Origin of the sequence: Methylobacterium cerastii, assembly GCF_022179125.1 — a bacterium.
Classification (GTDB): domain Bacteria; phylum Pseudomonadota; class Alphaproteobacteria; order Rhizobiales; family Beijerinckiaceae; genus Methylobacterium; species Methylobacterium cerastii.
The window spans coordinates 77,360-92,170 of record NZ_BPQG01000044.1; the positions used below are offsets into that span (position 1 = coordinate 77,360).

The following is a 14,811-nucleotide window of genomic DNA, read 5'->3' on the forward strand; positions in this document are numbered from 1 at the left end:
GAAGTGGCGTCACGCCTGCACGGAGCGGACGGCCCGGATCGGGCGCAATTCGTCGAGGTCGTCGTGATGCAGCAGCAGCACGCCGGTGGCGGCGGCGAGCTTGCGGGCGGCGGGGGTGAAGCCGGCGTTCGAGACCACGGCGGCCATGTCGCCCGACCAGTAGCGGGCGGCGGCGGTCGCCTCCTGCACGGCGGCGTTGCCGACCGGCCGGCCGTAGCGCTTGCACTGGACCACGAGGCGGGTCGCGCCCTGCTCGGCGACGATGTCGGCGCCCTGGTCGCCGCTCGCCGGCGTGGCGTGCGTGCGCCAGCCGCCGCGTTCCAGCCGCCCGGCGCAGAACCGCTCGTAGGGGATGCCGTCCTCCGGCGCCGCGTCCTCCTCGGGGAGGTCCACCGCGTCGGTCACCGCCTCGACGATCGCGTGGATCGTGTCGGGCCTCGCCTCGCACAGGTCGGCGAAGCCGCGGGCGGTCAGGTCCGGCACGAGGGTGCGCGCGACGAAGTAGTCGCGCTCGCGCAGCCAGCCGTCGAGGATGCGGTTGCCGTAGGCGTCGACGAAGCTTTCCTGCCGCCGGCGCAGGGCCAGCGTCCGGGCATGACGGCGCGCCACCTTGCGCACGCGGGCGCGGAAGCGCCCCGGCCGCCCGAGATGGCGCAGCAGGACGAGGCCGAGGCCTGCGCCCGAGGCCGCGATGCCGGCGCGCCCGTACCAGAGGGACAGGCCGCCGCCGACCACCGCGATCCAGAACAGGCGGGCGACGAGGCTGGGCTGGCCGGGCATGAACGACGCCTCACGCGGCCGGCCCCACCGGCCGGCTCCACGCCGACAGCCATCGCACCGGCCGATGCCCGATCCCTGAATCCGCCGGGCGGCGGCGTGGAAAAGCTGTGGATGTCCTCAGGCGGGGGCGAACGAACTGCGCATCATAGCCGGTGAAGCCGCCACCCTCCCCCGCAGAGGGGGGAGGGAAGAACGCGCGGACAGTTTGGCCCAACGCGCGGGTCCAAAAACCCGGATGCCGGCCGATCAGGCCTCGACGGTTTTGCGGCTGCGGCGCGCGGCCGGTGCGGGGGCGGCCGGGGCGGGCGCGGCTTCGGGGGCGGCGGCCTTGCCGCGGGTCTTTCGGCGCTGCTGGCCGAGGCCCATCGTCTTGGCGAGTTCCGAGCGGGCGGCGGCGTAGTTCGGCGCCACCATCGGATAGTCGGCCGCGAGGTTCCACTTGGCGCGGTACGCGTCGGGGGTCATGTCGTAGCGCGTGCGCAGGTGGCGCTTGAGCGACTTGAACTTCTTGCCGTCCTCCAGGCAGACGATGAAGTCGGGCGTGACCGAGCGCTTGATCGACACGGCCGGCGTCGGCGGCTCGACCTTCTCGGCGACGCGACCGTTCCCGAGCTGGGCCAGCGTCGCGTGGACCGAGACGATCAGCCCGTTCAATTCCGGGACCGGGACGGAATTCTTGCTGACGAAGGCCGACACGATCTCCGCTGCCAGCGCGATGTAATCCGGCTCCATGCCGTTGTCGTTCATCATCGATCGTTTCCCCGGTCCGACTTCTTTCGACATGTCCGGCGTCGGCGCGACCCGAGAAGTGGGCAATTCTCAGCTGACGCCAGCTTGTCCAGGCAAGGCGGTTATGATGTCGAACATCCCGACGCAATACGCAAGGTCTGTTTCCGTTCGATTAGACTTGATCGAATGGTATGTAACATGAAAAATCGAGTGTAGCGCGGTGGCCGGAGTGCAGTCGGTCCCCGCGCCGCACCGGTGTCCAGGGGCGCATGCCCTGGTCTAGGCGGCCGGACCCTGGGCGAGCCTCGGTATTAGCCATCGCGTCGCGGTTGCAGACACCCCAATACCCTCGCCCGCGAACCCGAAAACTTCGTTGTGGCGGCAACGATTTTGCGGTCGATTATCGCTGGAAAGCGACTCGCAGGACCCGTCCCGAGGCCACGCCCGAGAAGAGGCTTGCCCTGGCGCGGCCGGCCCTATTTGAAGAAGCTCGCGGCGCCGACCTCGGCCTGCCCGCCGGATGCGCGCGGGCGATGCGGCCCGCAGGATGCCGGAGGATCGGCCGCGACCGCCCGCCGCCGGGCGCCCGACCACCCGCACGGAGGCCCCGCGTGAGCACCTACCGCTTCGAGGCCCTGCTCACCCCGCGCTCGGTCGCCGTGGTCGGGGCGGGCGCCCGCGCCGGCTCACTCGGGCGCGCGGTGTTCGACAAGATCCGAGCCGGCGGCTTCGCTGGGCCGGTCCATCCGGTCCACCCGCAGGACGCGGAAGCCGACGGCGTCCCGTGCGTCGCGCGGATCGCGGATCTAGCCTCAGTGCCCGACCTCGCCGTGGTGGCGAGCCCGCCCGAAAGCATCCCCGGGATCGTCGCGGAGGCCGGACGTGTCGGCGTGCAGGCCGCGATCCTGCTCACCGCCGGCCTCGGTACCGGGCCGGACGACCCCGGCCCGCGCGCGGCGCGGATCGCCCGCGCGCACGGCCTGCGCCTGCTCGGCCCCGACAGCGCGGGTCTCGCCGTGCCCGGCCACCGGCTCGACGCCAGCCTGCTCGCCCGCGCGCCGGCGGCGGGCGACCTCGCCCTGGTCTCGCAATCGGGCACGGTCGCCGGGGCGATCGTCGAGTGGGGCGCCCGGCACGGGGCCGGGTTCTCGGCGGTGATGGCGCTCGGCAGCGCCTGCGACGTCGACGTCGCCGACTGCCTCGACCACTTCGCCAACTGCCTGCGCACCCGGGCGATCCTGCTGTGCCTCGACGGGGTGTCGGACGCCCGGCGCTTCATGTCGGCGGCGCGTGCCGCCGCGCGCACCAAGCCGGTGGTTGTCCTGCGCGCCGGCCGCCACGCCCGCGACGGGCGCGACCCCGAGACCCATACCGGCGCCCTGGCCCGGCCCGACGCGGTCTACGCCGCCGCGTTCCGACGGGCGGGCCTGCTCGCGGTGGAGGACCTCGACGCGATGTTCTCGGCCGCCGAGACGCTGTCCCACCAGCGCCCGTTCGCGGGCAAGCGCCTCGCGATCCTCACCAACGGCCGCGGCATCGGCCTGCTCGCCGCCGACCGGCTCGCCGACCGCGGCGGCGTCCCGGCGGACGGGCCGGCGGTGGACCTCGGCATCACCGCCGACGGGCCGGCCTACGCCGCGGCCCTGGCGCCGATGCTGGCCGACCACGCCGGCGACGCGGTGCTCTCGGTCCACGTCCCAACCGCCCGCTCGGACGCCGCCGCGGTGGCGCAGGCGATCGCCGACACGGTGACGCAAACGCGCCGCGGGCAGGGGCGGAAAAAACCGGTCTTCGCGGTGTCCCACGGGGAGGAGGCCGCCGCGATCCTGGCGGGCGCCGGCATCCCGCACTTCTCCACCGAGTCCGAGGCGATCGAAGGCTTCCTCCATCTCGTGCGCTACCGCGAGGCGCAGGACGACCTGATGCGCACGCCCGGCTCCCTGCCGCGCGACTTCTCGCCCGACACGGAGGCCGCCGAGGCGATCGTCGCCGCAGCCCTGCGGCAAGGGGCGGCGTGGCTCGACCCCGTCGCGGTCGCCGGGCTGCTCGCCGCCTACGGCATCGAGACCGTGCCGCTGACGCTCGCCCCCGACATCGACGCGGCGGCGGCCGCCGCCTGGACGATCATCGCGGCCGGCGGGTCGGTGGCGCTGAAGGTCGTCTCGCCGGACGTGGTGCACAAGTCCGACATCGGCGGGGTGCACCTCGACCTCACCAGCGAGCAGGACGTCCGCGACGCCGCGCGCAAGATCCTGGTGCGCGCCCGGCGCGAGCGGCCCGACGCCCGCGTCACGGGTTTCGCCGTGCAGCCGATGGTGCGCAAGGGCCAGCGCCGCGAGCTGATCGCCGGGCTGGCCGAGGACTCGGTCTTCGGCCCCGTGGTGGTGTTCGGCCGCGGCGGAACGGCGGTGGAGGTGATCGACGACCGGGCGCTGGGCCTGCCGCCCCTCGACTTGGCGCTGGCCGACGACCTGATCGGCCGCACCCGCGTCGCCCGCCGGCTCGCCGCCTACCGCGACGTGCCGGCGGTGGACCGCGGCGCCATCGCCCTGACGCTGGTGAAGCTCGCCCAACTCGCCGCCGACCTGCCCGACGTGCGCGAGCTCGACATCAACCCGCTGCTCGCCGACGCGAACGGCGTCGTGGCGCTGGACGCCCGCGTGCGCCTGCGCGCCAGTCCCCGCCGGGCCGGCGGCCATCCGCGCTTCGCGATCCGCCCCTACCCGGCCGAATGGATGCGGACGCTGACGCTGAAGGGCCGGACGGTCGACGTGCGCCCGGTGCGGCCCGAGGACGAGCCGCTGTTCCAGGCGTTCTTCGCCACCATCGACCCGGAAGACGTGCGCCTGCGCTTCTTCGCCCCCGTGCGCGACTTCAGCCACGCCTTCCTCGCCCGCCTGACCCAGCTCGACTACGCCCGCGCCATCGCCTTCGTGGCCCTGGACGCGGGCGAGGAGGGCGCCAAGCGCATGCTCGGCGCGGTGCGCCTGCACGCCAACGCCGACGGCACCAGCGGCGAGTACGCGATCCTCGTCCGTTCCGAGGCCCGCGGCACCGGCCTGGCCCTCGCCCTGATGCGGCTGATGCTCGACTGGGCGGCCTCCGAGGGCATCGGCACCGTCGAGGGCACGGTGCTGGCCGAGAACCGCGCGATGCTCGCCGTCTGCCGCCGCCTGGGGTTTTCGCAAAGCCGCGACCCGGAGGACATGGGGGTGGTGAAGGTGCGGCTCGCGTTGCAAGGGTGAGGCCGCCCGCATCGAAAGGAGTCGTGTGCGGCCGCGCGATGTGAGCCTGCTCGCCCCCATGCGGATCAACCGGACCGACCTCGCCGACCTCGGCACGTTCCTCGCCATCGCACGCCATCTCAGCTTTCGGCGGGCCGGGCTGGAGCTCGGCGTCAGCGCCTCGGCGCTGAGCCACGCGCTCAAGCAGATGGAGGCGCGCCTCGGCGTGCGGCTGGTCAACCGCACGAGCCGGAGCGTCACCCTGACCGCGGCCGGCGCAGACCTCCTCGCATCCCTGGACCAGCCCTTCGCGGCGCTCGGGTCGGCCCTCGACGGGCTCGATCGCCACCGGGCGCCGGGCGACGCCGTCGGACGGATTCGCCTCAACGTGCTCGAGCATGCGAGCACCTTGCTGCTCGCCCCCGTGCTGCCCGAGTTCGGCGCGCGCCATCCCCAGGTCGAGGTCGAGGTCCGGGTGTCCAACGACCTGGTCGACGTGGTGGAAGCCGGCGCCGACGCCGGCATCCGCTACGGCGGCACCGTGCCCCAGGACATGATCGCGCAACGCCTGTCGGCCGACCTGCGCTGGGTGGTCGTCGGCGCGCCCGCCTACCTGGACCGGCGCGGGACGCCCGATCATCCGCGCGACCTCGGCGAGCATCGCTGCCTGCGCATCCGGCTGGGCGACGACAGCCTCTACCGATGGGAGTTCGAGCGGGCGAGTGAGACGCTCGCCCTCGACGTGCCCGGCGCGGTGACCCTCGACAACACGCAGCTGGCGCTGGCCCTCGCGGCGGGCGGCGGCGGGCTCGCCTACCTCCCCGAGGCCTGCGCCGCGCCGTTCGTCACCGCCGGAACGCTGCGCATCGTGCTGGCGGAGTGGGCTCCGATGGGACCGGGCTTCCACGTCTACTATCCCGGCCCCCGCCAGGTGCCGGCCGGCCTGCGGCTGCTGATCGACCTGATCCGCACGCTGAGGCCCCTCGGCCTGTAGGCGTCCGCCCGTCCGGCGCGTTGTCGCCTTGGCGTTGAGTTCCGCTCATCGCTCCGTTGAGGCGCGGACGGCTGATCGCGGCAGCGCGGGACGCCTAGCTTCGGCCGACCGGCAAGCCCACCCGCTCGCCCCCCTCAGCCGAAAGCCGTCGCCATGCCGAGCCCACAGCGTTTCACCGGAAAGGTCGCCTTCGTCACCGGCGCCGCCAGCGGCATCGGCCGCGCCGCCGCGCTCGCCTTCGCGCGCGAGGGCGCCGAAGTCGCGATCGCGGATCGGGACGAAGCGGCGCTGGAGCAGGTGCGGGCCGAGATGGCGGGGACGGGCGCCGCGGTGCTGCCGATCCGCTGCGACGTGTCCCGGCCCGCCGCGGTGGAGGCGGCGGTCGCCGGCACGGTCGCGCGGTTCGGGCGACTCGACTGCGCCTTCAACAACGCGGGCGTCGAGAACCGGGCGGCGCCCGTCCACGCGATCGAACTCGACGAATGGGACCGGATCCTCGACATCAACCTGCGCGGCACCTTCGTGTGCATGAAGCACGAGATCGCTCAGATGCTGCGCCAGGGCGGCGGCGTGGTCGTCAACACCTCCTCCGGCGCCGGCGTCAGGGGCGTCGCGGGAGGCGCGAGCTACGCCGCCTCGAAGCACGCCATGATCGGCCTGACCAAGTCCGCCGCGCTCGACTACGCCAAGGCGAACATCCGGGTGAACGCGATCCTGCCGGGCAACATCGCGACGCCGATGATGGACCGCTTCACCGGCGGCGACATCCAGAAGGCGATCGACCGGGAGCCGGTCGGGCGCCTCGGCAAGCCCGAGGAGATCGCCGAGGCCGTGCTGTGGATGAGCTCCGACCTCGGCGCGTTCGTGACCGGCGCCGCGATCGCGGTTGACGGCGGGTGGTCTCTCTGAGGCCCAACGGACCTCGATGGTCTGACGAAGGAGCGACGAATGGAAATCAAACGCAGCGGATCTCAGCCGTCCGGCCGGGGACCCGACGACTGGTTCACCGGTACCGTGCGGATCGACCCGCTCTTCACCGCCCCGGACCCTGCCCGCGTCTCCGGCGCGAGCGTGACGTTCGAACCCGGTGCTCGCACCGCCTGGCACACGCACCCGCTGGGCCAAACGCTGGTCGTCACCTTCGGCCGGGGCTGGGTGCAGCGCGAGGGCGGGCCGTTCGAGGAGATCGCGCCGGGCGACGTCGTCTGGTTCGAGCCGGGCGAGCGGCATTGGCACGGCGCGACGGCGACGAGCGCAATGACACACATCGCAATCCAGGAACGGCAGGACGGCGAAGCGGTGAAGTGGATGGAACCAGTGTCAGACGCCGGGTACCAGCGCGGGTGAACCTCCTAGGCCGCGGAAGGCCTAACGAAAAAGGCCCCGCTTCCTCTCGGGAAGCGGGGCCTCGTCTCACGTCAGGCGAAATGGCTTAGTGGCCGCCGTCGGTGGCGTTGCGGGTCGACTCGTAGAGGAACCAGGTGCGCTCCTCGGATTGGTTGATCCACTCCTCGAGGAGCGAGGTGGTCGAGACGTCGTTGGCCTCGTCCGTCACCTCGTGCAGCTCGCGCATGTTGGCGGTGAGCGCCTTGTTGTCGTCGCGCAGCTCCTTGAGCATGTCGAGCGGCGAGACGTACTCGGCGTCGTTGTCGGCGACCCGGGTCAGGGTCTTGGCTTGGCCGAGCGACTTCAGCGCGAAGCCGCCGATCTTGCGGGCGCGCTCGGCCACGTCGTCGACGATCGCGAAGATCTGCTCGGCCTGTTCGTCGAGCAGGAGGTGGTAGTCGCGAAAGTTCGGGCCGCTCATGTGCCAGTGGAAGTTCTTGGTCTTGATGTAGAGCGCGAACAGATCCGAGGTCAGGACCGCGAGGCCCTCGGCGATCTTCTTGGTGTCGGCCGGATCGAGGTCGGTCGGGGTGTTGAGGCGGTCGCTCTCGATGCGGGTGATGGGCTTGGCCTTCGCCATGGGGTGGCTCCGTTCTCGTTCGGTTGGGGGCGAACGCCGCGCAGCCGTGCCGACGGCTCCGGCGTTCCTCACCCGGCAGAATGAACGGTGGCGGCGATTGTTCCGGGGCCGGTCCGGGGCGCGGGGCAGGGGTGCCGCCCACGCACAGGCTGGAACCGTTCCAACTCTCTCCGCGGTCAGTTCGGTATCGTGCCGGGCGGCCGCGGGGCCGGCCCGTCGCCGAGCTGCGTCGCCGGCAGGCGCGGGACGGGCCGCGCCGAAGCGGGTGCGAGGGTCCTGGTGGCGACCGCGGGCTTCAGGTCGGCGGCCACCGGCGGGCGCTGTTCGGGCTTGGCGGGGCGGATCGCCGCGCGCGGCGCGACCGTGCCGGTGGTGGCCGGCTCGGTCGCCGCCGAGGGCACCGGGCCGCCGGGGGTGTCGAGCCCGTAGATGTCGTCGCGGAAGTGCACGCGCCCGTCCGGCGTGGCGTAGCCGGTGAGGTAGACGAAGGTCACCGGCACCGGCTTCACCAGCTTGAGGTCGCGGCGCTCGCCGTCGGCGATGGCGGTCTCGATCTCGATCGGCCCCCAGGCCGAGCCCGGCCCGTTCGGCCCCTCGACGCCCGAGAGCAGCCAGCCGACGAGCTCCTTCACCCCGCCGACGCGGACGCAGCCGTGGCTGTGGAAGCGGACGTTGCGGGCGAACAGCGACTTCGAGGGCGTATCGTGCATGTAGACTGCGAAGCGGTTCGGCATGTCGATCCGCACCTGCCCGAGCGAGTTGTCGAAGCCGGAATCCTGGCGCAGCGTGTAGTTGACCGCCTTCTCGGTGTTCCAGTTCACTGCCGTCGGATCGACCTCGACGTTGCCGGGGCCGAGGATGCGGATGTGGTTCTTGGCCAGATATCCCGGCTCCTTGCGCATCCGCGGGATGATCTCGTTCTTCACCACCGAGACCGGCACCGTCCAGGTCGGGTTGAAGTTGATGTCGGTGATCCGCGTCTCGACGCTGGGCGTCGCCTTGTCGGGCTTGCCGACCACGGCGACGTAGCGGCGCGCGACCTGGCCGCCCTCAACCGCCTCGACGGTGGCCGCCGGGATGTTGACGACGACGTAGCGCTCGCCGAACGGGAACTTCGAGCCCATCAGCCGGGCCGCCGAAGCCGCGAGCTGGCGCTGGCGGACGGAGGCCGGCACGTTGAGCGCGGCGATCGTCAGCCGGCCCACCAGCCCCGATTCCGGCAGGCCGTGGCGGGCCTGGAACGCGGTCACCGCCGCGATCAGCGGCGGATCGAGCCGGTCGCTCGGGGGCGCGTCGGCGGGCAGGTCGCCGGTGAGGGTCAGGTGATGGCGCAGGCCTGGGATCGCCGGGTTCGACGCGCCCGGCTTGAACACCGTGGTCTCGGGTACCGGCGCCCAGCCGCCCGCGTCGGCGAAGGCCTGGTACAGGTCGGCGGCGCGCAGGGTCTCGGTGAAGGTCTTCTGCGTCAGCGTCGGCCGCGGGTCGGCGGAGACGGTGGCGTAGACCAGCTCCGGCTCGGGCTTGCGCTTGGCCGGCTCGCGCGCGGCAGCCTCCGGCGCAGGAGCCGCCACCGGTGCCGCCTGCGGCAGGGCGGGCACGGGTTGCGCCGTCGCGGGGCTCGCAGCCGGCGGCGCGCTTTGGGCGGTGGCCGTGCTCAGCGCGGCGGCGAGCGCCAGGGGCGACAGGCCCGCGCGCAGGAAGGCGGCAGAGAACATCACGCAACCCCGTCTCGGCCCCGCGACCGGGCGGTTCCGGGCCGGATCATGCGGGGGCGATGGTTACCGATCCCTTGTGCCCGGCTCAGGCCGGCGCCGGTTCACCGCAGCAGCCAGGTGCCGACGAAGGCGAGGGCGGCCGAGTACACGGCGTAGCCGTCCTCGTCCGTCACCACCACGGTGATGGTCTGGCGCTCGCCGTCGGTCGGGATCTCGTTGACGGCGATGGCGGGCAGCAGGCGCTTGGCCTCGAGGGCGGCGGCCTGCACGTCGTCGCAGTGGGTGCCGACGTCGTCGCGCTGGTGGAAGCCGTCGTGGATGTCGAAGAAGTACCGGGGCACGGGCTCATCACGCGTCGAAGGCGGGAGCGCATCCGTCTCTCATGCGCGGAGCGCCGAAGGTCAGGGCCGCGATGCCCGGATCGTAGACCTCTCGCCCGCGCCGGCAACCGCGCGAGTGTCGCATGCGGGGCGGGGCCTCGCGGACATCGGCGATCTGGATTTGCGCGCTCCAGCATTCGAGCCGACACGAGCTTTGGCGCCCGAGAGATACGCTTCTTCCCTCCCCCCCGCAGAGGGGGAGATAATCGTCGCACCACTCCGGTGCCGGCGCGGATAGTGAGGACGAAAAATTTGCGGTTTCGTGTTTCGGTGTCCGGCGATCGTCCGGAATCCGCAAGGAGCTGCGCCATCCCGAGCCCCACCGCCCCGGTCCCGCCGGCGATGCCCTACCTGCCGCAGCTCGACGGGGTGCGGGCGCTGGCGATCGGCATCGTCTACGTCGCCCATTGCGGGCTCAGCCACGTCGTGCCGGGGGGCTTCGGCGTCACGGTGTTCTTCTTCCTGTCGGGCTACCTCATCACCACCCTGCTGCGGATCGAGCGGGGGGTGAGCGGGACGGTGTCGCTGAAGGCGTTCTACCTGCGCCGGGCCTTGCGCATCCTGCCGCCGATGTACCTGGCGCTGGCGTTCTCCGGCCTGCTCTACGGGCTCGGCCTGCTCGACTGGATGCGCGTCGACGCGGTGGCGGTGCTGGGGCAGGCGACGTTCCTGACGAACTACCCCGACCTCCTCGGCACCGAGCAGGTGCTGCCGGTGCCGCTGTGGAGCCTCGCGATCGAGGAGCACTTCTACCTGCTGTTTCCGCTGGCCTACCTGCTGTGGCTCGGGCGCCTGTCGCCGCGTCGGGCGGCCCTGGCATGCCTGGCACTGTGCGGCGGCGTGCTGGCCATCCGCTGCCTCAACGTGTGGCGGCTCGCCGATTACAGCCTGAACTACTCCTGGACCCACACCCGCATCGACGCGATCCTGTTCGGCTGCTGCCTCGGCCTGTGGAACAACCCGGTGATCCCGGCCGACCGCGCCTGGCGGCCGAAACCCCGGCACGTGGCGGCGGCGGGCGCGGTGATCCTCGCCACCCTCGCGGTGCGGAACCCCGCCTTCCGCGAGACCCTGCGCTACACGCTGCAGAGCGCGGCGCTGTTCGTGCCGTTCTCGGCCGCCTTGCAGGGCCGCGGATGGGTGGTGCGGGCGCTCGGCTCCGCGCCGATGCGCCGGCTCGGGCTCTACTCCTATAGCTTCTACCTCCTGCACCCGACGATGATCGCGCTGCTGCTGCACCTGCGGCCGGGCTTGGGGTCCCTCGTACTGATCGTCGCCGGCCTCGTGCCGACCCTGGCCCTGTGCGCGCTGATGCAGGCCTGGGTGGAGCGCCCCTGCGCCCGGCTGCGGCGGCGCCTGCTCGACCCGTCCGGCCGGCCGCCGGAACCGAGCCTCGCCGACCCGGAGCGGCGGGCGGCCTGAACCGCGACGCATGAACCGTAGGACATGGGCGACGTTGCTCCGGGACCCCAAAGGAGCCGCCGATGCGCCGCCTGATCTTGAGCTGCCTGCCGACCTGTCTGCTCCTCGCCGCCGGCCCCGCCGAGGCCCAGCGCGTCGACACCACGACGCTCACCTGCGCCCAGGCCCGCGGCGCCGTCGCCCGCGCCGGCGGCATCGTGCTCGGCACCGGCGGCCCGACCTACGACCGCTTCGTGCGCGACCGCAGCTTCTGCGAGGCGACGGAGGTCACGCGCACCGCCACCGCGCCGACGCGCACCGACCCGAAATGCTTCGTCGGCTACACGTGCATCGAGCCGGGCTACGACGACTGGTTCGGAGACCGCTGACCCGCAGCCCGTCTCACTGCAGCCCGTCTCAATGGAAGAACGGCAGGGCGTGCGGGGCGAGGTAGCCGAAGGCGAGCAGCACCGCGCCGGCTGCGCCGAGCAGGCCGCCGGCGAAGACCAGGGCCACGATGCCGGTGATTACCTCGGCCGAGGCCAGCACGATGCCGATCTGGAAGGCGGCCGAGGCGAGTTCGTAATGGTGGTAGCGCAGCAGCGAGAGGTCGCGGTGCGCTTGCGCGGTCTTGGCCTTCTCGGCGAGCTCCTTGCGGCCCTCGCCGGTGGCGGGCTCGGAATCCCAGCGCGCCATGGTCTTGGCCCACTCGGCGCGCTTGGCCGCGATCGCCTCCTGGTTCGGCCCCGGCGGCACCAGGGCCACCGCTTCGTCGGCGGTCTTCAGCACCGTGGCGCGGATGGTCCGCGCCTGGAAGAACGCCCACTGGTTGGCCGCCTCGACGTTCGCGCCGATCGCGTCGGTCTGCGCCGCCTTGCCCAGCGTCTCGCTGAAGGCGAGGAACAGCGCCAGCACCGAGATCAGCAGCGCGACGCGCTTGTTCGACCCACCACCCGCTCCGTGACCACCCGACATCCGCCCAAAGCTCCCCGTTGATTCGTGCGGGCGCAGTCACAGCCCATCCGGCCTGCGGATGCAACGCGGCCGAGCTTCTAGGCCGATCCCCCGGCACCGCTTAAGGTCCGGCGCGGCCCGATTCGCGGCCCCCGATCGTCGTTTCCGGAGGACGCGTGATGCGCATCGCTACCCTCACCCCCGTGACCCTCGCCGTCTTGACCCTCGCCCTCGGATTGACCGGGCCCGTCCGCGCCCAGGCGCCGGCGCCGGCGAAGCTGGTGCCCCAGGTCACCCTCGATCCGGCGCGGCTGGCGGCGGCGAAGGCGGTCGTCGCCCGCGCCCAGGGCGACCGCGACACCACGCTTCAGGCGATGACGGCGCCGATGACCGCGATGGTCCAGCAGATGGGGCTCAAGCAGCCCGATCGGGCCAAGGTCATGGTGCAGGAGGTGATCATGCCGATCCTGTCGGCGCATTACGACGAGCTGCTCAACCTTCAGGCGATCTCGTTCGCGGCGGTGCTGTCGAAGGAAGACCTGGAGGCGATCGCCGCGTTCTACGACACGCCGGCCGGCCGCAACATGGCCAAGGCGCAGCCGCAGCTGGCCCAGGCCCAGCTGTCGGGCATGCAGCACTGGATCGGCAGCCTGGCCGGCGAGATGCAGACGAAGCTCCAGGCCACCGCCGAAGCTCATGGCTGGGCGCCGGGCGGAAACCGGCCGAAGCCGAACTGAGCCCCAGGCTCTTTGCGCGGCGCGCCGCCCGCTCCGCGCGGGGGCGCCTGCTCCGCGCGGGCGGTGCCTACTCGGCGGCCTGCGCGAACACCGTGCCGGCGCGCGGCAGGTCGAGGGTGTCCCAGGTCTCGACCAGCGCCGCGGTCAGCGTGGCGATGCGGGCGTCGTCGTGGAACGGCGAGGGGGTGATGCGCAGACGCTCGGTGCCGCGCGGCACCGTCGGGTAGTTGATCGGCTGGATGTAGATGGCGTGGCGCTCGAGCAGGTGGTCGGCCGCCGCCTTGCACAGCTCGGCGTCGCCGACCATCACCGGCACGATGTGGGTCTCGGTGGCGAGCACCGGCAGGCCGGCTTCCTCCAGCGCACGCTTGGTCGCGGCGGCCTGGCGCTGGTGCGCCTCGCGCTCCCCGTTCGAGCGCTTGAGGTAGCGCACCGAGGCCCGCGCCGCGGCCGCGATCGCCGGCGGGATCGCCGTGGTGAAGATGAAGCCCGGGGCGAAGCTCCGCACCGCGTCGCAGAGGGCGGCCGAGCCGGTGATGTAACCGCCGACGCACCCGAACCCCTTGGCGAGCGTGCCCTCGATCACGTCGACGCGGTGCATCACGCCCTGGCGCTCGGCCATGCCGCCGCCGCGCGGCCCGTAGAGGCCGACCGCGTGGACCTCGTCGAGGTAGGTCATCGCGCCGTATTTTTCGGCGAGGTCGCAGATCGCGCCGATCGGCGCCACGTCCCCGTCCATCGAGTAGACGCTCTCGAAGGCGATCAGCACGTTGCGGCCGGCGGCCGCGATCAGCAGCTCTTCCAGGTGCGCGACGTCGTTGTGGCGGAAGATCCGCTTCTCGCAGCCTGCGTGGCGCACGCCCTCGATCATCGAGTTGTGGTTGAACGCGTCCGACAGGATCAGGCAGTCCGGGATCAGCTTGGCGATCGTCGAGATGCCGGCCTGGTTCGAGACGTAGCCCGAGGTGAAGACGAGGCCGGCCTCCTTGCCGTGCAGGTCGGCGAGCTCGCGCTCGAGGTCGACCAGCGGCGAGTTGTTGCCGGCGATGTTGCGGGTGCCGCCGGCGCCGACGCCGCAGCGCCGCGCCGTGTCGGTGAGCGCGGCCACCACCTCCGGGTGCTGGCCCATGCCGAGGTAGTCGTTCGAGCACCACACGGTGATCTCGGAGGTCGCCCCGTCGGGCCGCCGCCAGTTCGCGATCGGGAAGCGCCCGGCGATCCGCTCGATGTCGGCGAAGACCCGGTAGCGGCGCTCGCCGTGCAGGCGCGCCAGCGCGCCCTGGAAATGCGCCTCGTAGTCGTTGCCGCGAACCGGACCCTGCGCGTGCGCGTGGGCTGGGGAGGAGGCAGGCCGGGTCTCGGGCATGGATATCCTTGGGGCTGGCCGGCGTCGGACGCGAGGTCGTCGCGGCTGGCCTTGTTCGGATGCCGAGGGCGCGCCTGCGGACCCTGAGAGGCCCGGCGCACCCGATCGCGCATCGGGTGAATGAGGAATCCGGCGGCCTCGCGTGGCGCCGCCGGACAGGAAGATACAGCCGGATCTAGAATCGGTTCAAGGTGACGAGGCGTCATCCCTGCCTTGCAGGGCGTCGGGGTGCGTCCGGCCCCGCCGCGTGTGCGGATTGTGAGGTGCCCGACGACGACTTAGGAGTCCAAGGCGACGATGGGTCGCGAGGACCGGAACGACGTCGCTTGAAGCCATGACGACGAAGAACGACGAAGCCCGCGCCGAGCGCTTGAAGGCGGCGCTCCGCGAAAACCTGCGGCGGCGGAAGGGGCAGGTCCGCGGCCGCGGCGAGGCGGCGGAGCGCGACGACTCGGCTGCGGACGCTGCGCAGCCGGACGAACCGGACGGGCCGGCTTCCGAGGCGCCGTCAACCTGACGACAGGTCGCCGAGCCGCGCAACGATCGCGTCCGGACGCCGACCGCG

General features: G+C 72.4%; 15 protein-coding genes. 8 read left to right on the plus strand and 7 right to left on the minus strand.

Annotated elements, in window-relative coordinates:
* Positions 1–9: 9 nt before the first annotated feature.
* Positions 10–780 (minus strand): restriction endonuclease, encoded by a 771-nt coding sequence (locus MFF13_RS14410; protein ID WP_147832385.1) that lies wholly within the window; start codon positions 778–780, stop codon positions 10–12.
* Between the two features lie 246 nt (positions 781–1,026).
* A complete protein-coding gene (locus MFF13_RS14415) occupies positions 1,027–1,530 on the minus strand; it encodes a Ros/MucR family transcriptional regulator (RefSeq protein WP_283205825.1) in 504 nt (167 codons plus the stop codon).
* A 590-nt stretch (positions 1,531–2,120) separates the two neighbouring features.
* On the opposite strand from MFF13_RS14415, the gene MFF13_RS14420 reads away from it, so the two are divergent.
* The 4 genes from MFF13_RS14420 (at position 2,121) to MFF13_RS14435 (ending at position 7,074) form a co-directional block, all read left to right on the plus strand.
* Positions 2,121–4,754 carry a bifunctional acetate--CoA ligase family protein/GNAT family N-acetyltransferase gene (locus MFF13_RS14420; protein WP_147830962.1) on the plus strand — a complete coding sequence of 878 codons (2,634 nt, stop codon included), beginning with the start codon at positions 2,121–2,123 and terminating at the stop codon, positions 4,752–4,754.
* Positions 4,755–4,812: 58 nt separating this feature from the next.
* Entirely contained in the window at positions 4,813–5,727 is a 915-nt protein-coding gene (locus MFF13_RS14425) for a LysR substrate-binding domain-containing protein (protein WP_147830984.1), read from the plus strand.
* Between the two features lie 153 nt (positions 5,728–5,880).
* On the plus strand, positions 5,881–6,636 hold the full coding sequence (locus MFF13_RS14430) for an SDR family NAD(P)-dependent oxidoreductase (RefSeq protein WP_147830963.1): 756 nt from the start codon (positions 5,881–5,883) through the stop codon (positions 6,634–6,636).
* Between the two features lie 39 nt (positions 6,637–6,675).
* The gene (locus tag MFF13_RS14435) at positions 6,676–7,074 is read left to right on the plus strand and encodes a (R)-mandelonitrile lyase (RefSeq protein WP_147830964.1); all 399 of its coding nucleotides are present in this window, start codon (positions 6,676–6,678) and stop codon (positions 7,072–7,074) included.
* An 85-nt stretch (positions 7,075–7,159) separates the two neighbouring features.
* Here MFF13_RS14435 and MFF13_RS14440 read toward each other — a convergent pair whose 3' ends face one another.
* The 3 genes from MFF13_RS14440 to MFF13_RS14450 all read right to left on the minus strand — a co-directional run bounded on the left by MFF13_RS14440 (position 7,160) and on the right by MFF13_RS14450 (position 9,749).
* Positions 7,160–7,693, minus strand: coding sequence for a Dps family protein (locus MFF13_RS14440; RefSeq protein ID WP_147761606.1), 534 nt, complete (start codon positions 7,691–7,693; stop codon positions 7,160–7,162).
* A 176-nt stretch (positions 7,694–7,869) separates the two neighbouring features.
* Positions 7,870–9,408, minus strand: coding sequence for a L,D-transpeptidase family protein (locus tag MFF13_RS14445; protein ID WP_238272440.1), 1,539 nt, complete (start codon positions 9,406–9,408; stop codon positions 7,870–7,872).
* A 101-nt stretch (positions 9,409–9,509) separates the two neighbouring features.
* Positions 9,510–9,749 carry a DUF6894 family protein gene (locus tag MFF13_RS14450; RefSeq protein WP_147753201.1) on the minus strand — a complete coding sequence of 80 codons (240 nt, stop codon included), beginning with the start codon at positions 9,747–9,749 and terminating at the stop codon, positions 9,510–9,512.
* Positions 9,750–10,130: 381 nt separating this feature from the next.
* Between MFF13_RS14450 and MFF13_RS14455 the strand changes: the two genes are divergently transcribed.
* Both MFF13_RS14455 and MFF13_RS14460 read left to right on the plus strand, forming a co-directional pair.
* Positions 10,131–11,210: an acyltransferase family protein gene (locus MFF13_RS14455; protein ID WP_238272420.1), complete on the plus strand. Its 1,080-nt coding sequence runs from the start codon at positions 10,131–10,133 to the stop codon at positions 11,208–11,210.
* 62 nt (positions 11,211–11,272) lie between these two features.
* Entirely contained in the window at positions 11,273–11,578 is a 306-nt protein-coding gene (locus tag MFF13_RS14460) for a hypothetical protein (RefSeq protein WP_147753202.1), read from the plus strand.
* Between the two features lie 28 nt (positions 11,579–11,606).
* On the opposite strand, the gene MFF13_RS14465 is transcribed toward MFF13_RS14460, so the two are convergent.
* Positions 11,607–12,164, minus strand: a complete 558-nt coding sequence (locus tag MFF13_RS14465; protein WP_147830966.1) for a DUF4337 domain-containing protein — start codon at positions 12,162–12,164, stop codon at positions 11,607–11,609.
* A gap of 158 nt (positions 12,165–12,322) precedes the next feature.
* Here MFF13_RS14465 and MFF13_RS14470 point away from each other — a divergent pair, with 158 nt between their 5' ends.
* Complete coding sequence (locus tag MFF13_RS14470; RefSeq protein WP_147830967.1) at positions 12,323–12,880, plus strand: DUF2059 domain-containing protein; 558 nt, start codon at positions 12,323–12,325, stop codon at positions 12,878–12,880.
* A 67-nt stretch (positions 12,881–12,947) separates the two neighbouring features.
* Here MFF13_RS14470 and hemA read toward each other — a convergent pair whose 3' ends face one another.
* The gene (hemA, locus tag MFF13_RS14475) at positions 12,948–14,246 is read right to left on the minus strand and encodes a 5-aminolevulinate synthase (protein ID WP_147830968.1); all 1,299 of its coding nucleotides are present in this window, start codon (positions 14,244–14,246) and stop codon (positions 12,948–12,950) included.
* A gap of 334 nt (positions 14,247–14,580) precedes the next feature.
* Between hemA and MFF13_RS14480 the strand changes: the two genes are divergently transcribed.
* Entirely contained in the window at positions 14,581–14,763 is a 183-nt protein-coding gene (locus MFF13_RS14480; RefSeq protein ID WP_147830969.1) for a hypothetical protein, read from the plus strand.
* The last annotated feature ends 48 nt before the right edge of the window (positions 14,764–14,811 follow it).